At 60.8% G+C, this 26,451-nt stretch carries 22 protein-coding genes; 8 read left to right on the forward strand and 14 right to left on the reverse strand.

Going from position 1 to position 26,451, the window contains the following annotated elements; translation table 11 throughout:
• Positions 1 to 96 precede the first annotated feature (96 nt).
• The 4 genes from ung to GA0061102_RS13725 form a co-directional block, all read right to left on the reverse strand.
• A complete protein-coding gene (ung, locus tag GA0061102_RS13710) occupies positions 97 to 798 on the reverse strand; it encodes a uracil-DNA glycosylase (RefSeq protein ID WP_092848417.1) in 702 nt (233 codons plus the stop codon).
• A gap of 147 nt (positions 799 to 945) precedes the next feature.
• A complete protein-coding gene (locus GA0061102_RS13715; RefSeq protein WP_092848421.1) occupies positions 946 to 1,575 on the reverse strand; it encodes a septation protein IspZ in 630 nt (209 codons plus the stop codon).
• A gap of 90 nt (positions 1,576 to 1,665) precedes the next feature.
• The gene (locus GA0061102_RS13720) at positions 1,666 to 4,113 is read right to left on the reverse strand and encodes a GcvT family protein (RefSeq protein WP_092848427.1); all 2,448 of its coding nucleotides are present in this window, start codon (positions 4,111 to 4,113) and stop codon (positions 1,666 to 1,668) included.
• A 9-nt stretch (positions 4,114 to 4,122) separates the two neighbouring features.
• A complete protein-coding gene (locus GA0061102_RS13725) occupies positions 4,123 to 5,001 on the reverse strand; it encodes a choline/ethanolamine kinase family protein (RefSeq protein ID WP_092848438.1) in 879 nt (292 codons plus the stop codon).
• A 308-nt stretch (positions 5,002 to 5,309) separates the two neighbouring features.
• Here GA0061102_RS13725 and GA0061102_RS13730 point away from each other — a divergent pair, with 308 nt between their 5' ends.
• Positions 5,310 to 6,119 (forward strand): DeoR/GlpR family DNA-binding transcription regulator, encoded by an 810-nt coding sequence (locus tag GA0061102_RS13730; protein WP_092848441.1) that lies wholly within the window; start codon positions 5,310 to 5,312, stop codon positions 6,117 to 6,119.
• Positions 6,120 to 6,143: 24 nt separating this feature from the next.
• Here the strand turns inward: GA0061102_RS13730 and GA0061102_RS13735 are convergent, their stop codons facing one another.
• Positions 6,144 to 7,073 (reverse strand): LysR substrate-binding domain-containing protein, encoded by a 930-nt coding sequence (locus tag GA0061102_RS13735; RefSeq protein ID WP_092848444.1) that lies wholly within the window; start codon positions 7,071 to 7,073, stop codon positions 6,144 to 6,146.
• A 117-nt stretch (positions 7,074 to 7,190) separates the two neighbouring features.
• Here GA0061102_RS13735 and GA0061102_RS13740 point away from each other — a divergent pair, with 117 nt between their 5' ends.
• Complete coding sequence (locus tag GA0061102_RS13740) at positions 7,191 to 8,213, forward strand: YeiH family protein (protein WP_092848453.1); 1,023 nt, start codon at positions 7,191 to 7,193, stop codon at positions 8,211 to 8,213.
• Here the strand turns inward: GA0061102_RS13740 and GA0061102_RS13745 are convergent.
• The 7 genes from GA0061102_RS13745 to GA0061102_RS13770 form a co-directional block, all read right to left on the reverse strand.
• Positions 8,176 to 9,999, reverse strand: a complete 1,824-nt coding sequence (locus GA0061102_RS13745) for a bifunctional diguanylate cyclase/phosphodiesterase (RefSeq protein WP_425348532.1) — start codon at positions 9,997 to 9,999, stop codon at positions 8,176 to 8,178. The two genes, GA0061102_RS13740 and GA0061102_RS13745, sit on opposite strands and share 38 nt — an antisense overlap.
• A gap of 136 nt (positions 10,000 to 10,135) precedes the next feature.
• Positions 10,136 to 11,920 (reverse strand): IlvD/Edd family dehydratase, encoded by a 1,785-nt coding sequence (locus GA0061102_RS13750; protein ID WP_092848882.1) that lies wholly within the window; start codon positions 11,918 to 11,920, stop codon positions 10,136 to 10,138.
• A gap of 7 nt (positions 11,921 to 11,927) precedes the next feature.
• A complete protein-coding gene (locus tag GA0061102_RS13755) occupies positions 11,928 to 12,812 on the reverse strand; it encodes an NAD(P)-dependent oxidoreductase (protein ID WP_092848459.1) in 885 nt (294 codons plus the stop codon).
• A gap of 3 nt (positions 12,813 to 12,815) precedes the next feature.
• Positions 12,816 to 12,959, reverse strand: coding sequence for a hypothetical protein (locus GA0061102_RS32945; protein ID WP_159432163.1), 144 nt, complete (start codon positions 12,957 to 12,959; stop codon positions 12,816 to 12,818).
• 189 nt (positions 12,960 to 13,148) lie between these two features.
• Complete coding sequence (locus GA0061102_RS13760) at positions 13,149 to 16,346, reverse strand: efflux RND transporter permease subunit (RefSeq protein ID WP_092848463.1); 3,198 nt, start codon at positions 16,344 to 16,346, stop codon at positions 13,149 to 13,151.
• A 120-nt stretch (positions 16,347 to 16,466) separates the two neighbouring features.
• On the reverse strand, positions 16,467 to 17,657 hold the full coding sequence (locus GA0061102_RS13765; protein WP_092848469.1) for an efflux RND transporter periplasmic adaptor subunit: 1,191 nt from the start codon (positions 17,655 to 17,657) through the stop codon (positions 16,467 to 16,469).
• 172 nt (positions 17,658 to 17,829) lie between these two features.
• Positions 17,830 to 18,642, reverse strand: a complete 813-nt coding sequence (locus tag GA0061102_RS13770; RefSeq protein ID WP_092848479.1) for an alpha/beta hydrolase fold domain-containing protein — start codon at positions 18,640 to 18,642, stop codon at positions 17,830 to 17,832.
• 234 nt (positions 18,643 to 18,876) lie between these two features.
• Here GA0061102_RS13770 and GA0061102_RS13775 point away from each other — a divergent pair, with 234 nt between their 5' ends.
• Entirely contained in the window at positions 18,877 to 19,788 is a 912-nt protein-coding gene (locus tag GA0061102_RS13775) for a LysR family transcriptional regulator (protein WP_092848486.1), read from the forward strand.
• Positions 19,789 to 19,849: 61 nt separating this feature from the next.
• Here GA0061102_RS13775 and GA0061102_RS13780 read toward each other — a convergent pair whose 3' ends face one another.
• The gene (locus tag GA0061102_RS13780) at positions 19,850 to 20,308 is read right to left on the reverse strand and encodes a carboxymuconolactone decarboxylase family protein (RefSeq protein WP_092848488.1); all 459 of its coding nucleotides are present in this window, start codon (positions 20,306 to 20,308) and stop codon (positions 19,850 to 19,852) included.
• 135 nt (positions 20,309 to 20,443) lie between these two features.
• On the opposite strand from GA0061102_RS13780, the gene GA0061102_RS13785 reads away from it, so the two are divergent.
• A complete protein-coding gene (locus GA0061102_RS13785) occupies positions 20,444 to 21,328 on the forward strand; it encodes a sigma-70 family RNA polymerase sigma factor (RefSeq protein WP_092848491.1) in 885 nt (294 codons plus the stop codon).
• Between the two features lie 5 nt (positions 21,329 to 21,333).
• Here GA0061102_RS13785 and GA0061102_RS13790 read toward each other — a convergent pair whose 3' ends face one another.
• Positions 21,334 to 22,095, reverse strand: coding sequence for an AraC family transcriptional regulator (locus tag GA0061102_RS13790; protein WP_092848494.1), 762 nt, complete (start codon positions 22,093 to 22,095; stop codon positions 21,334 to 21,336).
• Positions 22,096 to 22,235: 140 nt separating this feature from the next.
• Between GA0061102_RS13790 and GA0061102_RS13795 the strand changes: the two genes are divergently transcribed.
• The 4 genes from GA0061102_RS13795 to GA0061102_RS13810 all read left to right on the forward strand — a co-directional run bounded on the left by GA0061102_RS13795 (position 22,236) and on the right by GA0061102_RS13810 (position 26,334).
• Positions 22,236 to 23,183, forward strand: a complete 948-nt coding sequence (locus GA0061102_RS13795) for a DMT family transporter (protein WP_092848497.1) — start codon at positions 22,236 to 22,238, stop codon at positions 23,181 to 23,183.
• Between the two features lie 82 nt (positions 23,184 to 23,265).
• The gene (locus tag GA0061102_RS13800) at positions 23,266 to 23,988 is read left to right on the forward strand and encodes a GntR family transcriptional regulator (RefSeq protein ID WP_092848502.1); all 723 of its coding nucleotides are present in this window, start codon (positions 23,266 to 23,268) and stop codon (positions 23,986 to 23,988) included.
• A 101-nt stretch (positions 23,989 to 24,089) separates the two neighbouring features.
• Positions 24,090 to 25,370 (forward strand): cysteine desulfurase-like protein, encoded by a 1,281-nt coding sequence (locus tag GA0061102_RS13805; protein WP_092848510.1) that lies wholly within the window; start codon positions 24,090 to 24,092, stop codon positions 25,368 to 25,370.
• A gap of 181 nt (positions 25,371 to 25,551) precedes the next feature.
• Positions 25,552 to 26,334, forward strand: a complete 783-nt coding sequence (locus GA0061102_RS13810; RefSeq protein ID WP_092848517.1) for an HpcH/HpaI aldolase family protein — start codon at positions 25,552 to 25,554, stop codon at positions 26,332 to 26,334.
• Positions 26,335 to 26,451 lie beyond the last annotated feature (117 nt).

Here is a 26,451-nt window from a genome sequence, read left to right on the forward strand (position 1 = left end):
TCGATAGCCCCCAATAGCCAAACGGATTGTCTTCAATGAGTGAACGATAAATTCGGATCGTTCAATGACGCGCAATCTCTTCCGAAAAGCGACACCTCACTGAGCTTCCGGATTGCTCGGCAAGGCCCAGTCGATCGGTTCCCTGCCATGTTCGGCAAGATAGGCATTGGCCTTGGAAAAATGCCGGCAGCCCAGGAAGCCGTTATGGGCTGATAGCGGTGATGGATGCGCCGCCTTCAGCACCAGATGGCGCTCCGTATCGACAAAGGCTGCCTTCTTCTGCGCATAGGAGCCCCAGAGCATGAAGACGACGCCATCGCATTCGTCATTGACCTGGCGGATGACGGCGTCGGTGAAGCGCTCCCAGCCCTTGCCCTGATGCGAGGCGGCCTGCGATTCCTCGACCGTCAGCACGCTGTTGAGCAGCAAGACGCCCTGCTTCGCCCAGCTTTCCAGAAAGCCGTGGCGCGCCGGCGGAATGCCGAGATCAGTTTCAAGCTCCTTGTAGATATTGACCAGTGACGGCGGAATGCGCACGCCGGGGCGGACGCTGAAGCAGAGCCCATGCGCCTGGCCGATGCCGTGATAAGGATCCTGCCCGAGAATGACGACCTGCACCTCGTCGAGCGGGGTCAGATCCAGCGCCCGGAAATACTCGCTGCCGCGCGGAAAGATCACCTTGCCGCGCTGCTTTTCCTCGACAAGAAAGGATTTGAGCTGCTGCATGTAGGGGCTTTCGAATTCCGGAGACAGCGCCTCTTTCCAGCTTTCTTCCAGCTTGATACCCGCTTCCGCCATTGACTATGCCTCCATCTTCGTCAGCAGTTCGATTGAGGGCGAAAGCGCCGGCAAGTCAAGAAAATGACTTGCATTGCAGCAGGCAGATCACAGCTTTCCAGCAATAGCGCGGTTCGATCCCGGCTTATGTCGGCAATGACGACTGCCCTAGGCGGACGTCGCTGCCGACGGCAATTGCGCCATCTCTCCCGTCGAGATCAATAGGGCTTCGCGTTCGGTAGCGAGCATGGCTCGCATCCGTCGCCTCACCGTGAGGCGTATGGCAGCAAATCCAGCCAGCATCAGCACCACTTTGCTGCCGATACTAAAGGTAGGCATGACGACTGCCCATGTGGACAGATCCCAGGCGATAGCAACAAAGGCGTTGAGTGCGGCAGACAAGAACATGAGGCTGGCCCAGACAAAGCCCAAATAAATTGCGACATCAGGCGCGACTGTGCGGACAATAGCCGGCAGGTACCGGTTCATCCAGCCTGGCTTGAGCATCACCACGCCGACAATCGAATAGATGACGCTCGGCTTGAATAGCACGAAACGGGGATCGTCCGTCAGCAGCGTTGCCGCGCCGGCAGCGATGACCAGAAGGAGGCTCAGCCACTCCATGGTACCGATTGGCTTCCGTCGGAGGTATTGTATCCCGATTTGGACAAGACCAAACGCTATCGCCGAGCAAGCCGAAAGGGCCGCATTATGCGTGAGGGAAAGCAGAACGACGAAAAATAGGCTTGACGCCAAATCGGCGAGCAGCAGCTTGACCGCATCAAAAAAGCTTTTCATCACACCCTAGCTCTCACTGCGACGTCTGTGATGTTCATAAAGCCACTGGCCATCGCCAGCAAGAGATTGCCCGCAACCCCTTCCGGCAAATCACCCCTTGATCCGCGTCATCTGCGGATCATAGAGCGGCTTCAGCGACACCCGGCACGGCACGCGACGCTGCGCGACATCAAGTTCGTAGCGACCGGAAAGCACAAAATCTTCCGTCACTCCCCCGGGATCGCGAACATAGCCATAGCCGATGGCCTTGCCGACGGTGTAGCCGTAGCCACCGCTCGACAGCCAGCCGACACGCTGACCATTGCGATAGATCGTCTCACGGCCGAGAAGCACGATCTCGGGATCTTCGGGCACGAAGCAGGCAAGCATCTTCTTCACGCCGGAGGCCAGTTGCTGCTCGATGGCTTCCCGGCCGCGGAATGCGACGTTCTTCTTCATCTTCACCGCCCAGGTAAGCCCAGCTTCGACCGGCGTATGATCCGGCCCGATATCGGAACCCCAGGCGCGATAGCCCTTCTCCAGCCGGCAGCTTTCGATGGCACGATAGCCGGCATTGACAAGGCCATGCTCGCGGCCAGCGGCCATCAGCACGTCATAGACGGTGGCGACATATTCCACCGGCACATGCAACTCATAGCCGAGTTCGCCGACATAGGTGATGCGCAACGCCCTGACGGGGCAACCGGCGATACCGACGGTTCTCACTTTACCGAAGGGGAATGCTGCGTTGGAAACATCCGCCGATGTCACGGCCTGCAATATCTCGCGCGACTTCGGCCCCATCAGCGACAACACGGAATAGGCAGAGGTCACATCCACCAGCTCCGCATGCATCTCTGACGGAATATTCCGAGCAATCCAATCGAAGTCATGCGTGGCGAAGCCGGTGCCGGTGGTGATATAGAATTCGTTCTCGGCGACGCGGGCGACCGTGACGTCGCATTCGATGCCGCCCCGGTCGTTCAGCATCTGCGTATAGGTCAACGCACCCACAGGCTTGGCGACATCATTGGCGGCAATCCAGGAGATCGCTGCCTCGGCATCCCTGCCCTTCAGCACGAATTTGGCAAAGGAGGTCTGGTCGAAGATGACAGCTGCCTCGCGAACCGCCTTGTGTTCGCGGCCGGCGGCATCGAACCAGTTCTGCCTGTTATAGGTATAGACGTCCTTAGGCTCCTCCCCCGAAAAGAGATCGGCAAACCAGTTCGGCCGCTCCCAGCCGAGCTTTTCGCCGAAGCAGGCGCCCTGCGCCTTCAACCGATCGTAGAGCGGCGACTTGCGGCACGGCCGGCCGCTGGAATGTTCCTCGAACGGCCAGGCCATGGTGTAATGCTTGCCGTAAGCTTCGAGCGTACGGGTGCGCACCCAGTCGATATCGAAATGCGGACGGCCGAAGCGCCTGATATCAACAGGCCAGAGGTCATAAGGCGGCTCGCCCTTGACGACCCATTCGGCGAGCGCCATACCCGCGCCGCCCGCAGAGGCGATGCCGAAAGCGTTGAAACCGGCACCAACGAAGAAGTTCTTCAGCTCAGGCGCTTCGCCGAGGATGAAGTTGCCATCGGGCGTAAAACTCTCCGGACCGCAGAGCAACTGCTTGACGCCTGCCGTCTGCAGCGCCGGCACCCGCACCAGCGCCTGCTCCATGATCTGCTCGAAATGATCGAAATTGCTGTCGAGCAGCGTGTAGTGGAAATCCCTGGGGATGCCGGCGAGCGCCCAGGGGATTGGATTGGGCTCATAGCCGCCCATGACCAGTCCGCCGACCTCTTCCTTGTAATAGGTTAGCCTGTCAGGATCGCGCAGCGTCGGCAGATTCGAAGGCACGCCGAAGGATTCGGTGATGAGATATTGGTGCTCGACCGAGACGAGCGGCACATTGACGCCGAAACGGGCGGCAAAGGTCCGCGTCCACTGCCCCGCGCAGACGACGACGCGCTCGCATTCGATCCGTCCCCTCTCGGTGACGACGGCGCGAATGCGGCCCTTTTCGATCTCCAGATCGAGAACTTCCGTATCCTCGAAGATCGAGACGCCGCTCATGCGGGCGCCCTTCGCCAGCGCCTGGGTGATATCGGAAGGGTTGGCCTGCCCGTCGGTCGGCAGGAAGGCAGCACCGACCAGATCCTCGATATCCATCAACGGCCAAAGATCGAAGGCTTCCTTGGGCGTCAGCAGATGCATCTGCAGGCCAAACGACTGCGCCGTGGTCGCCTGCCGCTTGACCTCCGTCCAGCGCTCCTCGTTGCAGGCGAGACGCAGACCGCCATTCATCTTCCAGCCGGTGGCAAGGCCGGTTTCCGCCTCGAGCTTCTTATAGAGATCGACGGAATAGCCGAGCATCTGCGTAATATTGGCACTGGTGCGCAGCTGACCAACGAGACCAGCGGCGTGAAATGTCGTGCCCGAGGTCAGCTTCCTGCGCTCCAAGAGCACGGTATCAGTAAAGCCGAGCTTGCCGAGATGGTAGGCAGTCGAGCAGCCGATGATGCCGCCGCCGATGACGACGGTCTTTGCTGTAGTCGGCAGTTCCTTCATCGTGTCACCTCAAGAGTTGCGAAAGCTCTGCCAGGCGCTTTCAAACCGCCGCAGATTTTCAGCTGTATAGGAGGAATAATCGAAATCGATGTCGGAATGGATTTCCGAAACCATGCTCCACATCGTCTCGCGCAGGAGCGAAGCGCATTTCATCGCCTGATAGCGTCGGCGCAAATCGTTGCTGACACCAGCCTCGAAATAGGCTTCCAGCATCGCCTCTTCCTCCGCTTCGGTGAATTCATTGTTGGAGGCTAGCCCGCCAAGATCGAAAAGCGGCGTGTTGAAGCCGGCATAGTCCCAATCGATCAGCCAGAGCCGCTTGCCATCATCGAGGAAATTCGCCGCCAGTAGATCATTATGGCAGAAGGCGATCTCGAAAGGTCCGGCCGCACACTCGAGCCGCTCGGCGATATCCAGAAAGGAAGGCAGCAGCGGTTTATGACGACTCCCGCCGGCCTCCAGGAGAGCCGCATAATCTCTTACCACATGAAAGACCCAGAAGATCGCCGCCGGCCCGCGAAAATGCCTGGCGACATCGCGATGGCAGGACCGGATGAGCGGCACGATACGGCTGATCATTGCCGGGGTTCGGATATCATCGGCCGACAGCGGCCTTGCGTCGATGTAATCGAGCACCAATATGCCGGGCTCGTAATAGATCACGGCAGGCGAGAGACCGGCTGCATGGGCAGCCCGGCTCGCCGCTACCTCATTGGTGCGGCTGATGTGGTGGACGGGAATGTCCGACCCGAGCCTGACCACGAAACGCTGGCCGTCGTTGGTGACCAGATAGTTGCGATTGGTAATGCCGCCAACGAGTGGAGCGATCTCGAGCGGCCCGCGCCAAATAGCGAGAGAATGTATCCTATCTTCCGGCGTCGCAGTCATTCCCCCTCCGGCGCTACTGCTCAGCATTCTCTGGACGGGAAGGTTCCTCACAAACGCCTAGCTGTCAAGATCAATCCACAAAATGAAACGAATGTTTGGTTTTTTGTTGGATTTGAGAGCAAATCCCAATTGGATCGGCGACAGATATTGCAATAGAGCGCTTCACCGTCGGCCAGATTTGCCTTAAAAACTGCAGCGCGAGGCGTGCGGATTGATTTGCAAACCTAGATGCTTCTTTGGCGTCAGCGCCTGCTCGATCCGCAAGCCGCAATATGTTTTGGGATCATACCCTCAATAGGATCAGAACCATGTCGGGCATGTCCCAGGCACCGCTTCACGCCAATCATCGCGAGCGCGAGATTCTCGAAGAACTCCGGCTGGCTGGCGGCGGTAGCCGCATTCAGTTCCTTGCCGAACGGCTCGGCGTTTCGGAAGAGACGATCCGCCGCAATATCCGCAGCCTGGAGACCAACGGTCTTGTCACCAAGGTACATGGCGGCGTCCATATCAAGGACTCGATGATCGAGCCGCCGCTGCACCTGCGGATGAACGAGAATGCCGAGGCCAAGCGGATGATCGCTACCTCGGTGGCAGCCATGATCGAGGACGGCGATACGCTCTTCCTCGATGTCGGCTCCACCACAGCCTTCATCGCTGTCGCCCTGCAAAAGCACCAGAAGCTCTTCGTCGTCACCAATGCCCTGTCGGTGGCCCATGCGCTCGCCACCCGCAACGGCAACCGCGTCTTCTTCGCCGGCGGCGAATTGCGCGGCCACGACGGCGGCGCCTTCGGCATGGAAGCCGCCAATTTCCTGCGCCGCTTCAACATACGTCATGCGATCCTGTCAGTCGGCGCCATCAACGCCACATCCGGCTTTATGCTGCACGATCTCGAAGAGGCGGAATATTCGCGGGAAGCGGCAAGCCGCGCCGAAAATTGCATTATCGTCGCCGACAGCGCCAAGTTCGGACGCAGCGCCCCGATCATCCTGAACGAGCCGTCAAGCTTCGACACGCTGGTCACCGACGACACACCGCCGGCCGATATCCTCGCCATGCTCGAGCGCAACGAGATAGAACTGGTGGTCGCCAACCGGCAGCGGATGGATCGGCGATAGCCGATCAGCCGGCTATTGCTACCGTCAAGCCTTTTCGCCGTGCCCATCCGGATCGAAATTGACGAATTTGCGGTAGCTCTTGCACATAGTCTCCAGCGTATGGGCGGCCTTGCTGGCATGGCGCTCCTTGTGGCGCAGCAGACGAAAGCTGCGGGCCGGAAGATCGAACGCCGCCTGCACCAGAAAACCCTGTCCGAGATAGGCCTTAGCCGCCGCGCTGGAAATGGCCGCCGCACTGTGCCCGGCGCAGACTGCCGATAGCACGGCCTCGTTCGAGGGAAGGACGAGCGCAACCTTGAGGTTACGCGCCAAAGCGCCAAGCTTGGCAATCGCATTCTCGAATTCAGAACGGGTGCCGGACCCCTCCTCGCGCATCACCCAGGACGTATCGGCAACGAGGTCGGCAATCGTCAGCTGCCGCCCATTCGCCCAGGGATGATAGGGTGGCACGACGACGACAAGCGCATCCTGCGCAACGATATTCATCGACAGAGCCGGCGCATCCACTTCGCCCTCGATGAATCCCAGCTCGGCCGCGCCATCGATGACAGCCTCGGTGACGGTTCGCGTATTGCCGATCGTCAGATCCAGCTCGATGCCGGGATAATCACGCTGAAACCGCATCAGCAAAGGCGGCAGCCAGTAGCTTGCGATTGTCTGGCTGGCATAAAGGCTGAGCCGGCCGCGCTGCAGACCGCCCAGTTCGGACAGCATGAGTTCTGCCGAACGCACGCGAGCAAGCGTCGCCTTGGCCTCGCCCAGGAACGACCGCCCCATCTCCGTCAGCTCGATCCGCCTGCCGACGCGATGAAACAACTCCACCCCGTAATAGGCCTCGAGGTTCTTGATCGCCGAACTGACGGCCGAGGGCGTCAGGTTGATGGCCTCAGCGGCATTGGTCAGATGTTCGCGCTCGGCGACGGCGACGAAAATTGCGAGTTGCTCGAAGGTCATGGGAAATCATTCTAATTTATCGAACGAAACATAGGATAATATTCGATGGATGTCGACATCCGCAGGTGAGACTTTCCAGCCGTCAGCAAACTCAGAAAAAACGAATGGCGGCATGACATGTCCATTGCTCAACAAGCACACAAGATCCTCCCAGGCCTCGCTCTCACCTGTGCCGTCGCAATTGTCGCCTATGCCGGCGAGCATGTCGAAGTCGGCCTTTTCGGCGGCCGCTGGATCGAAAGCCTGGTGCTTGCCATAGTGCTCGGCATTGCCGTTTGCACCTTCAAGCCGCTGAAGCCGTCCATGAAGCCGGGTATCGATTTCAGCGCCAAGATCCTTTTGGAAATCGCCATCGTGCTTCTCGGCGCATCCATCAGCCTCTCGGCCATTCGCGGCGCGGGCGTCTGGCTGATTGCCGGCATCGCCATCGTTGTCGTGCTTTCGATCGCCGCAACCTACATGATCGGGCGGCTGCTCGGCCTGCCGCCGAAGCTCGCAACGCTCATTGCCTGTGGCAATTCGATATGCGGCAACTCCGCGATCGTCGCCGTCGCTCCCGTAATCGAGGCTGACTCGCAGGAGATTGCGGCAGCGCTCGCCTTCACTGCGGTGCTGGGCATCGCCGCCGTCTTCCTGCTGCCGTTTCTCTACTTTCATTTCGGCATGAGCGTGCCGCAATATGGCACCCTGGCCGGGCTGACCGTCTATGCCGTTCCGCAGGTGCTTGCAGCAACCGCCCCCATCGGCCTTCTCGCCGTCCAGACCGGCACCCTCGTCAAGCTCGTCCGCGTTCTGATGCTCGGGCCCGTCATCTTCCTGCTCGGCATCATCACCAAGGTCGAGACGACCGAACCGAATAGAAATGGCAGCCGTCACCCCTCGCTGGTTCCGTGGTTCATCTGCGGCTTCCTCGGGCTGATGGCGATGCGTTCCTTCGGCCTTATTCCAGGCGTTCTGGTCGCTCCGATGGAATCGGTATCGGGCATCCTGACCGTCATTGCCATGGCAGCACTCGGGCTTTCGGTGAATGTCCGCTCCGTCGCCCATGCAGGGGGCCGCGTCATCGCCGCCGCCACGCTGTCGCTGCTGATGCTGGGCGTAATCAGCTACGGTCTGATCGTCGCGTTGCAGATCCAGTAGAATCGCCCGCGCCGCCAACCGTGGATCGGCTCCTGCCTTTTGCATGAGCCGATTTCAGCAGGGCTGCGATCTGGCTTTCCGGCGATGGATAGCCGATGGCGTAGCCTTGAAGTTCGTCGCAGCCGACCTCAGCCAGAATGCGCGCATGCTCTTCGGTCTCCACGCCCTCAGCAATAACCTCGACATTCAGGGCCCGTGCTATGTCGACGATCGAGCTGACCAGCCGGCGCTGCTCATCCGACACCGTCACAGCCGTCACCAGTTGCCGATCGATCTTCAGCCGTTTCGGCTTCAGCTTCACAAGGCCGATCAGCGAAGCATGGCCCGACCCGAAATCGTCGATCTCGATATCGATCCCCATCTTCTTTATCCCGTCGATATTGGCAAGCACCCTGTCGTCGGGATCGTCGAGGAAGATGGTTTCCACGAGTTCAAAGGCGATGGCATGGCGCGGTATCTTCAGCGCCTGCAGCCCCTCGATCAAATCGGGATCCGCGAGACGGCGGCCGGAAATGTTGACGGCGATACGCGGCGGCACGAGACCGCGCGAAACCCAGGCGGCGCGGTCGGCTAGCGCCCACTTCAGCACGGCGGCATCGATCTCAGGGGTCAGTCCATATTCATCGGCTACTTTGAGGAAAGCGGCAGGGTTCAGCAGCCCCTTCTCCGGATGCCGCCAGCGAGCCAGCGCCTCCAACCCGACAATGCGGCGGCTGCGGGCGTTCACCTGAATCTGATAGAAGGGTTCGATCTGCCGCAGCACCGGCGCCAGCCGCAGCTCGTCGGCCAGCCGACGCTCCGCATGCAACTCAGCCTGGAGCGCCGGCGTAAAGAACTCCACTCGGTTGCGGCCGAGCTTCTTGGCCTGGAAGAGCGCCACGTCTGATTCCGCCAGCAGATTGCCTGCATTGCCTGCCTGGCTCAATGCCACCCCAATGGAGGCGCCGACGCGCAGCATCTCGTTGCCAAAGCGCACTTCGCGCCGCAATCGCGAGAAAATGTCGCTCACGATGGCTTCCAGCCGCTCGGTGCTGCCGACATTGACCAATATGGCCACGAATTCATCGCCACTAACGCGGGCGACAATATCATGGGCGGTGATCGCCGCGGAAATACGCGCAGCCACGCTTTGCAAAGTCGCGTCGCCGGCCGCATGTCCCCATGTATCGTTGATCTCCTTGAAGCCGTCGAGATCGATATGGAGCACAGCCAAGGTTTCGATCGTCGCATCCTTGCGCAATTCGGCAAGCCGGCGGTCGAAGTAACGCCGATTGGGGAGTCCGGTCAGATAATCATGATCGGCAGCATATTCGATACGGGCCCGGCTCTGCTCGAGCGCCACCGCGCGTGCCTCGGCAATCGCCTTCTGGCTGGTTAGTTCCCGATTGAGCAGGACATCGGCGGTGACATCCCATTCCGCGCCGATGAAGGATGGCGAGCCGTCAAGACCTTCGTAGAAGTGCGCTCGCGACCGTATATAGCGCACCTCCCCGCTGGGCAGAATGATGCGAAACTGGGAATTGTAGAAGCCCCGCATGTCGAGAGCGACCTGAAAGTCTCTGACGGCCTTCTCGACATCCTCGGGATGGAGTGCGTTCATCCAGACATCGGATGACACCCGGCGATCCTGCAGCCCGGTCCCGTAGAGCCGGTGCATCTGCAGGTCCCAGAGCAGTTCCTTGTCATCGACATTGTGCTGCCAGACGCCGATTTGAGACGCGTCGAGCGCTAGCTCCAGCCTCCTCAGCAGGTCCTGGAACTCTTCTTCGGTTCGCCCTGATGCCACCTTTGCCAAAGAGCCTCCCTTCGGAAACTGGAGAGATTACATAGCCGCAACCCGGTAAACTTGCACTACTCCACTTTCTCGAACTTTAACGGCAGCTCGATCCGCCCTTCACGGCCGGATTCCGGCAAGATTCCCGTTAGTGATTATGCCGTGGCGGACTGGCCGCGATATTGCGGAAATCGGCTGCACCGTCGAGCACGGCGCCATCGGAAAGCTGCGTCACCGAACGGCGATAGATGCGCTGCCACGGCGTCGCATCCGGCGGCACTGCCGGCACGCCGTCGCCCTTGCGACGCTCGATTTCCGCCTCGTCCACCAGCATGTCGCAGCGGCCATGATTGAAATCGATGCGAATCATGTCGCCGGTCCGCAACCATGCAAGCCCCCCGCCGGCAGCGCTTTCCGGCGAAGCATTGAGGATCGAGGGGCTGTCGGCCGTGCCCGACTGGCGCCCGTCGCCGATGGTCGGCAGGCTGCGGATGCCCCGCCTCAAAAGAGCATCCGGCGGCTGCATGTTGACGACTTCGGCCGATCCCGGCCAGCCGATCGGCCCGGCTCCGCGGATCACCAGGATGGTTCTTTCGTCGATGCCGAGATCCGGATCGTTGATGCGCTTATGATAATCCTCCGACCCGTCGAAAACGGCGGCTATGCCCTCGAATACGCCTTCATGACCGGGCTCCTGCAGATAGCGGCTGCGGAATTCTTCCGACACAACGCTCATCTTCATGATGGCGAAATCGAACAGATTGCCCTTGAGAACGAGGAAACCGGCCCGCTCCTTCAGCGGATCGGCGAACGGGCGGATGACCTCGCGATCTGTCGCCTCTCGGCCCTTCAGGTTCTCCGCCATCGTCTTACCGGTCACCGTCGGACAGCTTCCGTCCAGCTTTCCGGCCTGCAGCAGCTCCCACATGATGGCCGGAACGCCGCCGGCGCGATGGAAACGCTCGCCGAGATAGGCGCCCGCCGGCTGCACATTGGCAAGCAGCGGAATATCGAAACCATGCACCTGCCAGTCGTCAGGATAAAGCTCGACGCCGGCATGCTTGGCCATCGCAGCCAGATGCGGCTGCGCATTGGTCGAGCCGCCGATAGCTGAATTCACCCGGATCGCATTGAGGAAAGCCTCGCGCGTCAGCACATCCGAAGGCTTGATATCTGCAAGGACCAGCTCGACCGCCCGCCTTCCGGTGCGATAGGCCATCTGGCCACGCTCGCGATAGGCGCCGGGAATGGCGGCGCAGCCGGTCAGCGACATGCCGAGCGCTTCCGCCATGGCATTCATGGTCGAGGCTGTTCCCATGGTGTTGCAATGGCCGATCGAGGGCGCCGAGGCAAGCGACGCCTCCATGAATTCCTCTTCATCGATCTCTCCCGCGGCCAGCTTGCGGCGCGAGCGCCAGATCACCGTACCCGATCCGGCAAGCTCGCCCTCATGCCAGCCGTCGAGCATAGGGCCGCCGGAGAGAACGATTGCCGGAATATTGACGGTAGAAGCGGCCATCAGCGCCGATGGCGTGGTCTTGTCGCAGCCGGTCGTCAGGACGACGCCGTCGAGCGGATAGCCGTAGAGCACTTCCACCAGACCGAGATAGGCCAGATTGCGGTCGAGTGCCGCTGTTGGGCGCTTGCAGTTCTCAAAGATCGGATGTGTCGGAAATTCGATCGGAATGCCGCCTGCATCGCGAATGCCGTCGCGCACGCGCTTGGCAAGATCGAGGTGATGACGATTGCAGGGCGTGAGGTCGCTGCCGCTCTGGGCAATGCCGATGATCGGCTTGCCGGAGCGCAGCTCTTCCGGCGTGATGCCGTAATTCATGAAGCGCTCGAGATAGAGCGCCGTCATATCGATGTGATCCGGATTGTCGAACCAGTCCTGCGAACGCAGACGACGCTTGGATGCTCCCTTATCGCTCATCTCTTCCTCAAGCCTTTCCTTGGGCATTCTTATCTTCCAGATGCTGCAGCAGACCGCTGTGATCCAGCTCCCCGCCACCACTCTTGACGAATTCTGCAAATTCGGCCCTGACAGCTTCGGTCAGCGGTAAATTGAGCGACAGGCCTTGGGCAGCGGCAAGTGCCGTATCGAGATCTTTCAATTGATTGCGGGCGGTTCCACCCGGCTCGAAATTGCGCTCGATCATGCGCTGGCCATGCAGTTCCAGGATCTTGCTCTCGGCAAAGCCGCCGCGAATGGCGGCGCGAAAGGCCTCGCGCGAACCGCCGCCGGCTTCGACCAGCAGCATCGCCTCCGCGACGGCGCCGATCGTCACCGCAACGATCTGCTGATTGCCGAGCTTTGCGAGCTGTCCGGTGCCGCTCGGGCCAACGCGCGTCACGCGACCGAGAGGCGCCATGATCTCGCGAACGCTGTCTATGACATCGGCATCGCCGCCGGCCATGATCGCAAGCGTCCCTGCCTTCGCACCCACGACTCCGCCTGAAACCGGAGCGTCGATATGATGAATGCCGCGCTCGGCGAGCGCTGCCGCATGTTCGCGCGCAACGGCCGGCGATATCGAGCTATTATCGATCACGACGGCACCGGCTTCCAGCGCTTCGGCAACGCCGCTGCCGAACAGGACTTCGCTGACGGCACCGCCATTGGTGAGCATGGTGAAGAGCACCGCTGCTCCCCGCGCCGCCTCCACCGCCGTATCCGCGACGATGGCGCCGTCGGCGGCCAGAGGCTCGGCCTTGCTCCGGTCGCGATTCCAGACGGTCACCGCAAAGCCGGCCGCGAGCAGCCGCCGCACCATCGGCGCCCCCATCAATCCCGTACCGAGAAAAGCGATCTTCTTGCCACTCATCGACTATCCTCCGAATTGGAACGCGCGGGCTCCGGAAGCAATATGGCGATCGACCATGCCGACGCATCCGGCAATGATCTCCTGCACACTATTGCCCTTGAAACCCACCGGCTCCGCGAGCGGCTCCTCATGCTCGACGTACGTCAATCAACTCATCCAAAAGCTTGATAGACCTATGGTGCCAGCATGCAAAGGAAATCAGCGGCCATACGGCAAATTCCTCTGGAGCCCAATAGATTAGGCAAAACAGAAATATAGATCACATAAAAGAAAAGGCGGGACCTTGAGGTCCCGCCTTTGGCGCGTCGAGCACTGGAGTACCGCTTGGCACGGCCCTTATTCGGCGGCGATCGGGAGTACCTCCGCCGAATGTTCGTTGTCGTTGTGATGGTGCTGCTTCAGCGGACGGTTGCCCGTCAGGCTGCGGATCAGCACATAGAAGACCGGCGTCATGAAGATGCCGAAGAAGGTGACGCCGATCATGCCGGCAAACACCGCAACACCCATGGCCGCGCGCATTTCGGCACCGGCACCAGTCGAGGTGACCAGCGGCACAACACCCATGATGAAGGCCATGGAAGTCATCAGGATCGGACGCAAACGCAGGCGGCTAGCCTCTATCGCGGCCTGAACCGGTGTGCGCCCTTCGAATTCCAGCTCGCGGGCAAATTCCACGATCAGGATCGCGTTCTTCGCCGACAAGCCCACCAACACCACCAGGCCGATCTGGGTGAAGATGTTGTTGTCCCCACCCGTGAGCCAGACGCCGGTCAGCGCCGCCAATACACCCATCGGCACGATCATGACGATGGCGAGCGGCAAGGTCAGGCTCTCGTATTGGGCGGCCAGCACGAGGAAGACCAGCAGCAGCGCCAACGGGAAGACGACGACGCTGGAATTGCCTGCCAGAATCTGCTGGTAGGTCAAGTCCGTCCATTCGAAGTCTATACCGGGCGGCAACGTCTCATGCAGAATCTTCTCGATCGCTGCTTGTGCCTGGCCCGACGAAAAACCGGGCGCCGGGCCGCCATTGATGTCGGCCGCCAGGAAACCGTTATAGCGGTTCGTGCGTTCCGGACCGGTCGTGGCGTTCACCTTCAGCAGGGCTGAAAGTGGGATCATCTGACCCGATGCCGAACGGACCTTCAACTGGCCGATATCTTCCGGCTGAGCCCGGAACTTGGCATCGGCCTGCACGCGGACGCTGTAGGTGCGGCCGAAGGCGTTGAAGTCGTTCACATAGAGCGAACCGAGATAGATCTGCAGCGTCTGGAAGACGTCGGTGACGGAGACCCCGAGTTGCTCGGCCTTGGCGCGGTCGAGATCGGCGAAAAGCTGCGGCACGTTAATCTGGAAGCTCGAGAAGATGCCGGCGAGTTCCGGTGTCTGGTAGGCCTTGCCGATCACTGCCTTGGCCGCCTGGTCGAGCGCCTGGTTGCCGAGGCCGGCGCGATCCTCGATCTGCAGCTTGAAGCCGCCTGTCGTGCCGAGACCGTTGACCGGCGGCGGCGGGAACATGGCGATGAAGGCATCCTGGATGACGCCGAACTTCTGGTTCAGCGCCATGGCGATCGCCCCGCCAGAAAGGTCCGGCGTCTTGCGCTCGTCGAAGTCCTTCAGCGTCACGAAAACGACGCCGGCATTCGAGGAATTGGTGAAACCGTTGATCGACAGGCCCGGGAAGGCGATCGCATTGGCGACGCCCGGCTGCTTCAGCGCAATGTCCGTCATGCGCTTAATCACGTCTTCCGTACGGTCGAGGCTTGCGGCATCCGGCAACTGTGCGAAGCCGATCAGATACTGCTTGTCCTGCGACGGCACGAAACCGCCTGGAACCGTTGTGAACAGACTATAGGTTGCTCCCACCAGCGCGAGATAGATCACCATGACGATGCTCTTGCGCGACAGCAGGCCGCCGATGCCCTTACCGTAGTATTTCGAACCGGCTCCGAACGCCCGGTTGAAGCCGCGGAAGAACCAGCCGAAGACCGCGTCCATGATCCGTGTCAACCGATCCTTCGGCGCATGATGGCCCTTCAGGAGCAGGGATGCCAGTGCCGGAGACAGGGTGAGCGAGTTGAAGGCCGAGATGACCGTCGAGATGGCGATCGTCAGCGCGAACTGGCGGTAGAACTGGCCGGACAGGCCGGAGATGAAGGCTAGCGGCACGAAGACCGCGACGAGGACCAGCGCGATCGCGATGATCGGACCGGAGACCTCCTTCATGGCCTTGTAGGTAGCGTCTCGCGGACTGAGCCCGTTCTCGATATTACGTTCGACGTTCTCGACCACCACGATCGCGTCGTCCACGACAATACCGATCGCTAGCACCAGGCCGAACAGACTAAGCGCGTTGATCGAGAAGCCGAAGACATACATCACCGCAAAAGTGCCGATGATCGACACCGGGACGGCGATTAGCGGGATGATCGAGGCGCGCCATGTCTGCAAGAACAGGATGACGACGAGGACGACGAGCGCGATGGCTTCGAGCAGCGTGTCGATCACCTTCTCGATCGAGGCACGGACGAATTTCGTCGTGTCGTAGACGATCTCGTACTTAACACCCGCAGGCATGGCCTGCTGCAGCACGTTCATGGTCGAGCGCACGTTATTCGCGATCTCGATCGCGTTCGAACCGGGCGCCTGGAGAACCGCGACGGCGACGGCCGGCTTGCCGTCGAGCAGCGAACGCAGCGTATAGTCTTGCGCACCAAGCTCGACGCGGGCGACGTCGCGAAGGCGGGTGATCTCGCCGTTGGCGCCCGTCTTGACGATGATGTTGCCGAACTCCTCAGGGGTGCGCAGGCGGCCCTGGGCATTGACGTTGAGTTGCAGATCCACGCCCGGCCGGCTGGGTGAGGCACCGATGATGCCAGCCGCAGCCTGGACGTTCTGCGAGCTGATCGCATTGCTAATGTCGCTGGCGGCAAGATTATGCTCGGCCGCCTTCTGCGGATCGATCCACACGCGCATGGAATAGTCGCCGGCGCCGAAGACCTGCACCTGCCCGACGCCTTCGATCCGGGCGAGCCGATCCTTAATGTTCAGGGTCGCATAGTTTCGCAGATAGGTGATGTCGTGGTCGGCCCCGTCCGAGACGAGGTTGACGACCACGATGAAATTGGGCGAGCTCTTGACGGTTGTGATGCCGAGGGCACGGACTTCCGCGGGCAGGCGCGGCTCGGCCTGCGAAACGCGGTTCTGCACGAGCTGCTGCGCCTTGTCCGGATCGGTGCCGAGCTTGAAGGTGACCGTCACGTTGAGAGCGCCGTCTGATGTCGCCTGGCTGGACATGTAGAGCATGCCCTCGACGCCGTTGATCTGCTCTTCGAGCGGCGTCGCCACCGTTTCGGCGATGACGGTCGGGTTGGCGCCGGGATAGGTGGCGCGCACGACAATAGACGGGGGCACGACCTCTGGATATTCGGAGATCGGCAGCGCTCTGAGGCCGATCAGGCCGGCGACCACGATGAGGACCGAAAGAACACCGGCAAAGACCGGACGGTCGACAAAGAATCTGGAGATGTTCATATCAAAGCCCCCTCTGGGGTGAGAACGGATGCAAAATTCCTGTCCGACGATTTGAGAGCCGCCGGCGGATCATGTGATTTCGGAATGTCGGCCTTCTGCCCTCGGGCAGAAGGCGAAGTCTTACTGAGCGGTCGCGACCTTCTCTGCCAACTGCGGTGCGACGACTGCACCGGGACGGATGCGCTGCAGCCCGTTGACGACGATCTTTTCGCCGGCTTTCAGGCCGTTCTCGATCACTCGCTGGCCGTCAACCAGCGACCCGAGCTGGACCTGCCGGTAATTGACCTTGTTCTCGCCATCCACGACGAAGACGAACTTCTTGTCCTGGTCGGTGCCGACTGCCCGATCATCGATGACGATCCTGTTCTCGGCCTTCGGCTGACCCATACGGACCCGCACGAACTGGCCGGGGATGAGACGTCCGCCGGGATTGTCGAAGACAGCCCGAACGCTGACGGTGCCGCTTGCCGCATCGACTTCGTTGTCAATCAGCTGCAACTTACCCTTGATCGGCGTGCCGCTGTCACTGGAGGTGCCGATCTGAACCGGGATCTGCTCGACCGGCGGAACCGCGCCACCGGTCGCCGGCAGCTCCGCCAGCGCCTGGGTGACGGTCTGCTCGTTCGCATTGAAGCTCGCATAGATCGGATCGACCGAAACGAGCGTCGTCAGCGCCGGGGATGACGAGCCGGCAGCGACGAGGTTGCCGACGGTGACGGCGATCTTGCCGACGCGGCCGGCGATCGGAGCGCGGACCTGCGTATAGTCGAGGTTCAATTGTGCCGTCTGCAAGGCCGCTTGCGCCGCCTTCAGATTGGCTTCCGCTTCGGCATAGTTGCTGGTGCGCGCATCCATGTCGCTCTGCGAAATCGTCTTGTTGTCGAAGAGCTTCTGGCCGCGGCCGACTTCGACCTTGGTCAGATCGAGCTTCGCCTTGGCAGCCGATACCTGCGCTTGTGCCTGTGCGACCGTTGCCTCATAGGGTGCAGGATCGATCGTCACAAGCAGGTCACCCTGCTTGATCAAAGCCCCTTCGCGGAAGTGCACTGACTGAATTGCGCCGGCGACCCGTGGGCGAACTTCGACGCGGTCGATGGCTTCCAGCCGGCCGGAAAACTCCTGCCAGGATGTGATATCGCGCGGCTCCACGGCTGCGACCGTGACCGGGATGGCCGGCTTCGCTACCGGACCGGTTGCCTCGGTTGCCTGAGCACCGCGCGGCAGCTCCAGATAGAAAGCCGCGCCTGAAATGGCCACAGCAACACCCATGCCGGCGCCCCACAGGGCCCAGCGCTTACCGTTGGACTTCATGTTAGTCTCTCCTTTGGTCCCCTCTTGGGACGCGGGAACCGAAAATTCCTATTGTCTCGATACAGTCAGGGGCCTGAAGCGCCGCGTATCCTCGCGGAGATCGCTTCTGCCTTTGCTTCCGGCATCCCATCCAGATCGGCGTTTTCCCTCGCGATCGGAATGCTGCCGTCGATCAAGCCTGCACGTCTTCGACAAAACCCTTGAAACAACAGCATACATCGTGTTGCCATGAAGGCCTGTCCTTCGAATGCCCGCCGTAGAGAGTGGGCCAGCCTGTCCCGGCGGGGAGGACTTGCTGGCGAACACGGACGCCAGCATCTCTCAGCCGACTGCCGTATTCCATGCTCTCGTCGCGGAGCGGGTCGTCCTCGGCCGTGAGCACCAATGCCGGCGCAAGGCCCGAAAGCCGCGAACAGTATCGAGGCGCCGCATAGGGGTGACAGACACCGCCCAGGAAACCCAGGTAACGGTTCCAACCCTCCGTCCAGCGCTCGCGCATGCCGCTTTCCTCCGCCTGGAGGAAAGATTTCGACCCCATGAAAGGATCGAGCAAAGGCGATATCAACACCTGTCCGTCCAGCGAACCGGGTATTTGATCGCGCGCCTTTAAAGCGACACCCGCTGCAACATTGCCACCCGATTCCTCTCCGGCGACAAACAGCAGCGATTTTTTCGCCCCGCCCAGCGCAAGCATGTTCCGCTTGTTGCTGAGGTAAGCGAGAATCCCGTAGGCGCATTCGAGCACCTTCGGAAAAGCATTCTGATTACAGCTCGTATAATCAGCCGCAACCACGATGGCTCCGGCCTCTGCGAGGCTTGCCGCCACCGGTCTGTTGATCGCATGGTCGGTATCGAGAAAAGCGCCGCCGTGCAGATAGAGCACGAGGGGTGCCGCCTTCTTCAAACCTTCGCCGTTATAGATCCGAGCTGCCACCGGCCCCGTAGGCACGTTTTCCAGCACAACATCTTTCCACGGCGCACTCATCGACCCAAATCCCTATCTGTTCGAGTGAATATGATCCATATCCAGCAGCCCTCTAACATGCTTTCAATCATATTCTCGATAATGCGGTCTTTGGCGCCCCCATGCCGCATTGCAACAATCACGATTAGAACATATTGTTATTCCGCTTCGAGAATAAGTAGCCTATATTCGATCAGACTATTCAGGATCACAAACAATCGACCTCTTTTCTGCGAGGTCAAGGGACATCACAGAATGGACCAATTATCAGCAATGCGGGCGTTCGCGCGCGTGGTCGAGACGGGTAACTTCACCCGCGCCGCCGCAGCCCTTTCCATGCCGAAGGCGACGGTGACGACGCTCATCCAATCGCTCGAGGCGCATCTTCACGCCAAGCTTCTGAACCGGACGACCCGGCGCGTCATGGTGACGACGGACGGTGCGCTTTATTACGAGCGCGCCATTCAGATCCTCTCCGAAATCGAGGAACTGGATGGCAGCATCAGCAATTCGCAAAGCCTGCCGGGCGGCCGCCTGCGCGTCGAAATGGCCGGCGCCTTCGCAGAACGGATCGTCATGCCCGCGCTATGTGACTTCCACCAGCGCTACCCCGACATCCACATCGATCTCGGCGTCGGCGACCGGCTCGTGGACTATCTGGCCGAGAATGTCGATTGCGCCTTGCGCGCCGGCATGCCCAGCGACCAGTCGCTGATCGCCCGGCGCGTCGGCGAAATGCACTTCGTCACATGCGCATCTCCCCTTTATATCGAGAAGCACGGCGTCCCGGAACGGCCGGAGAACCTTGAAACCAGTCACCATGCGGTCTGCTACTTTCGCTCGCAAACCGGCCGTACGGTTCCTTTCCTCTTCGAACGCGGCAATGAGTCTCTGGAGATCAGCCCCCGCTATATCGTCTCGGTAAATGACGGCCGCAGCTACATTCATGCGGCGTTGACCGGCCTCGGCATCGCGCAGGTGCCGAGCTTCATGGCGCGAGATGCCCTTGCCAGGGGAGACCTCGTGCCTGTCCTCTCCGGCTGGACCCGGCCCGTTATGCCCATGCACATCGTCTATCCGCCCAACCGGCACCTCAGCAATAAGGTGCGCGTTTTCGTCGATTGGCTGGCGAAATTGCTGGTGACAGCACGGGTTGGAGAAGCCTGAGACCAGGAAATCGCCTTCTCCCCTTTCGCAGGGGAGAAGGATCGGCACGCTCCGGCGTCCTTCAGTTCCAGGAGGCTCCTGCGCGCTGGCGAACTGTGGAGTTCAGCCGGTTCCAGACATTGTCGAGCGCGATCGCAACGATGAGGGCGGACAATGCCTTCTCGTCGTAATGTCTTGCGGCTTCATTCCAAATCTCGTCGGTGACGGCATCCGGACGGTCGGCAAGCCGGGTGACGGCTTCGCCAAGTGCAAGAGCCGCGCGCTCGGCATCCGAAAAATAGGGCATTTCGCGCCAGGCAGAGACGCCGACGATACGTTCCATCGTTTCGCCCGCCTTCTGCAACTTGCGAAAGCCCATATCGGTGCAGACGCTGCAGCCGTTGATCTGGCTGACGCGAAGATGCACGAGGTCCATGGTGTTTTCCGAGAGGCCACGATCTTTGATCGAATTGCTGACGGCCATAAGCGCCTGCAGTGTTTCGGGCAGGACGAGAGCTGGGTTCTTCATGCGAGCTTGCATTGTTTCTTTCCTCTGTTTTTGAGAGCGCTGTTGCGGCTCTCGTTCAGACGATGCACTTTCCTGCCGATCCGCTGTCACACCGGCCGGATTTCGTTCGTCATAGGTCTGACGGAACACGATGAGGGAATGTGACCGATGGACGAAAAAAAGTGGCGGGCGGAAAAATTCGAGGCGAACCGGCCGCATCTGCGCGCCGTGGCCTATCGCATGCTCGGCTCGCGCACAGAGGCCGAGGATGCCGTGCAGGAAACGTGGCTGCGCCTGGTCAGAAGCGACACGTCTGATATCGAAAATCTCAGTGGCTGGCTGACGACGGTGACGGCACGCATCTGCCTCGACTTGTTGCGAGCCCGCAAATCCCGTCGCGAAGAGCCGCTGACAATCCACGTTCCCGAGCCGATGGTGGTGCATGAGGCCGGAAACGGCACCGACCCGGAACAGGATGCGTTGCTGGCCGATTCCGTCGGTCTCGCCCTCTTGGTCGTCCTGGAAAAGCTCAATCCGGCCGAACGGCTCGCCTTTGTTTTGCACGACATGTTCGACGTCTCTTTCGACGACATCGCCCCGATCGTCGGCCGCACAACGGTCGCGACACGGCAACTTGCGAGCCGCGCCCGCCGCCGCGTGCAGGACACGCCACCAACGACGGAGGTCGATCTCACCCGCCAGCGCCATGTGGTCGATGCTTTCCTGACGGCCTCCCGCGTTGGCGATATGCAGGCGCTACTGGCCGTACTCGATCCAGAAGCGATCTTCCGCCCGGATGCCGTCGCGGCTCATATGGGCTCCGTTGGAGAAATCCAGGGGCGTACCGCCGTCGCGGCAACCTTCAACGGCCGCGCGCAGGCAGCCCGGCCGGCGGTCATCGATGGCGCTGTCGGCGCCGTCGTGGTTATCGGCGGGCAGCTGCGCATAGCGCTTCGCTTCACCCTCAATGATGGCAATATGGTCACGGCTGTCGATGCGGTGGCCGATCCGGAACGGCTGCGCAAGCTCGAAATCCTATTGATCGAGCCATGAACGCGCTAACGCATCTGCGTCGGGCTCGTCCCCGTCAGCCGGCGAAACATAGCGATGAAAGCGGAAGCGTTACTATAGCCCAGTCGCGAGGCGATCTGCTGCACCGGCTCGCCGGCTTCGATCAACGACAATGCGGCAACGAGCTTCGATCGCTGGCGCCATTCGTTGAAGGAAAGGCCGAGATCGTCCTGGCATCGGCGCGACAGAGTCCGCTCGGTCGTGCCCATCCTGCGCGCCCATTCGCTGAGGGAGTGCCGATCGCCGGGATCGGCCTGCAGGGCGCTGAGCACCGGGCCGAGCAATGGGTCGTCGGAGAACGGAAGATAGTTTTCGCAGCCGGGCGCCAGGCAAATTTGGTCGACCAGAACCTGCGCGAGCCGCAGGTCTTCGACGGTTTCCGGCATGGTGATATCCCGGGCAGCAAAATCGGCAAGGATTGCCTTCAGCAGCGGGCTGATGCTCAGCATCGAGGGCTTGTCGGGCAGACCGGCGCAAAGCGCGCGCTCGACATAGACGGTCACATAGCGCAGATCATGCTGGTTATGGGCGCCATGCATCGTGTCCGGCGGCAGCCAGATGGCATAATGCGGCGGCGACAGATAGCGCACGCCCTGAATGTCGAACTCACAGACACCGATAAGTGCATAGTTGAGTTCGCCCCACGGCTGGCTCTTTCTGGGAAAGACCGTGCCCGCTTTGTAATTCTCCGTCCGAAAGGAAACGGGATTGGGCGGATCGCCCTGAATGCGTGGAAGCCTGTCCGGCATGTCGTCATTTCATTACTGATTGTCCTAATCTCGTTATATACCAGAATTCGGACAAGCGGTAGAAGAGCCTCACGGTGGCGGAGCATCTTCGCCATTGCTCGTTTCGCATCGAAGCCAGAACGACGTCGGGAGACTGTTCCATGAGCAACCAGTCGAACTCATCCGTATCCATCGTCAGTGCCGTCGGATTGGCGCCGCTGCTGACTGTGCTGATCTGGTCCGGCAACACCGTCGTCACCAAGGCCTCCGCCGGCGTGATCTCTCCGGGCTCCATCTCCTTCTATCGTTGGCTGCTCGCCTTCGTCGTGCTCCTGCCCTTCGTCGGCCGGACTGCATGGCGCAACCGTGCCGCGCTGCGCGAGCATTGGCTGAAGCTCGCCACACTCGGCGCGCTCGGCATGGTGATCTACCAGAGTCTCGCCTACGAGGCGGCCAAGACCACATCGGCCGTCAACATGGGCGTGATGGTTGCTCTGATGCCGCTGATGTCGACCTTGCTCGCCGGCCTGCTGGCAGGCGAAAGACTGACGACCGCCAGCCTCGCAGGCAGCGCCATTTCGCTGATCGGGCTTGTCTATCTGACATCACAGGGGGACCCGATGCGACTGGTGAATGGCGGCTTTCACGTCGGCGACGGCCTGATGATCATCGCCGTCCTCTCGAATGCGCTCTATGGCGTCATGCTGAAGCGCTGGGCAATGCCGATACCCATGTGGCAGCAGCTCTTCTGGCAGATCGGTTTTTCGACTCTGCTGCTGATCCCGATTTTCCTGATGGGCGATATCTCGCCGGTCACCGCCGCAAACCTGCCGCTGATCCTCTATGCTGCTATCCCGACCTCGCTCGTCGCCCCTCTCTGCTGGATGATCGGCATTCAAAAGCTCGGAGCGAGCCGGACGTCGCTACTGATCAATCTGCTACCCATCCTCGTCGCGGCACTGGCCTCGGCACTTCTTGGGGAGCAGCTGCATTCCTACCATGCCATCGGCGGCGCCCTCGCCCTCATCGGTGTCGGCCTTGGCCTGCGAAAGGCCCCGGCGAGGACCAGTCAAGCCGATGAGGCAAGCTGGGAGGCTGAGGAAGCCTGAGGGGGGGACGGAGACGCCCCTTTCCTTTCGCCTGTCCTTCGTTCTACGATGAACGAGTCCCAGCAGTGAAAAGGAAGCAAGCGTGCGCATAGCCCTGGAACCGGTGTCCTCCAGAACGACGATCCAGGAGAGCGTCTATCAGCAGCTGAGAAATGCGCTCATGGCCGGCAATTTCGATCCGGGCCAGACCCTGACGATCGCCTCGCTCGCCGAAACTTTCGGAACCAGCAACATGCCGGTCCGCGAGGCGCTGCGCCGGCTGGCCGCCGAAAATGCCCTGGAAGTCGCCGCCAACGGCTCGGCCCGCATTCCGATCGTGACACTCGCCCGTTTGGATGACCTTTGCCGCGCCCGCATCGCTGTGGAGGGCCTGGCCGCCGAGCTCGGCTTGCCGAACCTCACCCCCACCGACATTGAAACGCTCGAGCGCATCGCCGGCGAACAGCATGTTATCGGCCTCGGCGCCAACGTCTACGACCTGATGGCCAAGAACCAGCAGTTCCACTTCACCATCTACAGCGCCTCCGGTTCCGAGGTGCTGCTGCAGCTCATCGAGACTTTGTGGCTGCGCTTCGGTCCCTACATGCGCATGCTCTCCGCCTCCGTCGAGCCTTTGATGCGCAGCGGCCAGCTCGATCCTGCCGGCGAGCATGTTGCGATCGTCAAGGCGCTGAAGGCCGGCGATTTTGCCGCTGCTCGGGATGGGGTCGTCGCCGATATCAGACGTACCCATGAAATCCTGCAGGATTACTGCCCGGCAACGCAGGATGAGCCGCGCAAGGGCTCCAGCTCCTCCCGCCGCTAAGCTTCCGACATGGGGCTAAGAAATTTGGTTGAACCTTAAAGTATTTTGTGATCAAATGATCAAACTAGAGATTTCAACCCGATATCCAGAGCGAGATCCCCATGAGCTCCGCCGCTTCCGCATCGCAATTCGCCGGCCATAACAGTTTTCCGGTCGACGAGGTCCGTGCTTTGTTCCCGGCCATCCAGAAGGCGGGCGACTTCGTCTTTCTCGACAATGCAGGCGGGTCGCAGGTGCCGCAGACGGTGGTGGACGCCGTCGCCAACCATCTGATCGATTTCAACGTCCAGCGCATGGCGAAATACCAGTACAGCCAGGGCGTGGACCGCAATCTCGACGAAGCGCGCGAAAGCGTCGCCATGCTGGTCAACGCCTATCGCCCGGAAGAAATCTCCTTCGGCCAGAATGCTACCTCCTTCATTCGCCTGGTGAGCCTCGGCATTGCCAAGCTGCTCGGCGAGCGCAATGAGATCGTCATCACCGACATGGATCACGATGCCAACATCGCCACCTGGCTCGCCCTGGAAGCAGACGGCGCCAAGATCGTCTGGTGGCGCATGCGCGAGGACGGCACGCTGCATCCCGAAGATCTGAAGCCGCTCCTGAACGACAAGACCCGCCTCGTCGCCTGCACCGTCACGGCGCATTCCATCGGCACGATCGTCGATGTCGCAGCCGTCTGCAAACTGGCGCAGGCGGCCGGCGCCGAGACCTTCCTCGATTGCGTCCATTACGGCCCGCATGGCCTGATCGACGTTCAGGCCTGGGGCTGCGATTATCTCGTCTGCTCCGGCTACAAGAATTTCTCGCCGCACATGGGCTTCCTCTGGGGCCGCTACGACGCGTTGGTCAAGCTTCCCACATTCAAGGAAGACTTCATTCCGGACGTGCCGCCCTACAAGATCGAAGTCGGCACCTTCACCTATGAGAACGTCGCCGGCATGAACGCCGCAGTCAAATATCTCGAAGGCCTCGGCCGGCGCTTCCTGCCGACCGGCAACCATAGCCGCCGTGAAGCCTTGGCTGCCGCCATGGGCGCGATCCGTCAGTATGAGCTGATGCTGTCCCGCGAGATGATCGCCGTACTCAAGCGCCATGGCGCCACCATCTACGGCATCTCCGACGAAAACCGTCTCGAACAGCGCGTTCCCACAATCTGCTTCAACATGCCAGGCATCACCCCGCAGGAATTCGCCGATGAGATGGGCAAGGAACGCATCGGCTTGCGCGACGGTCACATGTTCGCACCGCGCCTGATGAGGCGCCTTGGCCTTTCGATGGAAACGGGCGCCATCCGTGTATCGCTGGTGCATTATAACAAGATCGAGGAGATCGCTCGGTTTGAGGCGGTGCTGACCAAGGTCATGGCGCGGCGCAAGTAAGCTGCGCCCATGAGCGGTGGCGGCGCCCGAACAACTCCGCCACCGCAATGCCTCCGTGTCGTCAGCTGCAATCGGCAATGACACGGAAAGCGGCCTTGAGTTCAGAGTGGAATACCGCTTCGCAGCTAGGGCTTTTCGGTCTATCCCTCGTTGAGAGGACCGCTGTAGTGTGAGGAAGAGGATGAGCGATTTTCGCCGGAATTGTATCGAGCGCAGGCTGATCGTCGGCACCTTTGCGGCCATCCCGCATCCGGTCGCCATCGAAGTTGCGGCGGCCTCCGGCGTGGATTTCCTCTGCATCGACTGGGAGCACGCGCAGATCAGCCGCGAGCGCATCGAGGACCTGATCCGCGCTGCAAATGTCCACCAAGTCCCGGCCATGGTTCGTGTACCTGGACACGCTGCCGAAGACATTGCAGCTGTTTTGGATGCCGGCGCGGCCGGCGTTTTGATACCAAGGATTTCAACCGCTGAGCAGGCTCGGGCTGCCGTACGGGCCACGCGCTATCCGCCGCTTGGTGCGCGTGGCGTCGGTCCTGGCCGCGCGGCGGCCTATGGCTACCGCATCCCCGATTATCTCGCCAAGGCCAATGCCGAACTGGTGCTTGCCATCCAGGTCGAGACGGCCGAAGGGCTGGCCAACGTTGCCGATATCGCCGCCGTTGACGGCATCGACCTCATTTTCATCGGCCCCGGCGATCTCTCGGTCTCGATCAATGCGATGGGACCGGCGGGCAAGGACAAGCTCGACGGCGCCATCCGCGCCATCGCCAAAGCGGCTCTTTCGGCCGGCCGTGCGGTCGGTATTTTCCGCCCGTCGCCAGACGATGTCCGCGCCTGGTCGGAAGGCGGAATAAGCTTCTTCGTGCTGGCCAGCGACACGATGTTTCTCGGCGCCGGCATGGCAGCGGGCATCGCTGAGGCAAAGAAGCATCAGAGCGCTTCGGAGGCCGAGGAAAAATGAACGATTCCAGGCCTTTAAAGCACACAACGACAGCAACCGAAGCGGATAAAAGCATGGACTTTTAAGCTTAAAATTTGTCCTTGAAATGCATTCGTTTTTGGATAAGCATTCGAAAAT

Origin of the sequence: Martinezella miluonensis (assembly GCF_900094545.1) — a bacterium.
GTDB classification, from domain to species: Bacteria; Pseudomonadota; Alphaproteobacteria; order Rhizobiales; family Rhizobiaceae; genus Rhizobium; species Rhizobium miluonense.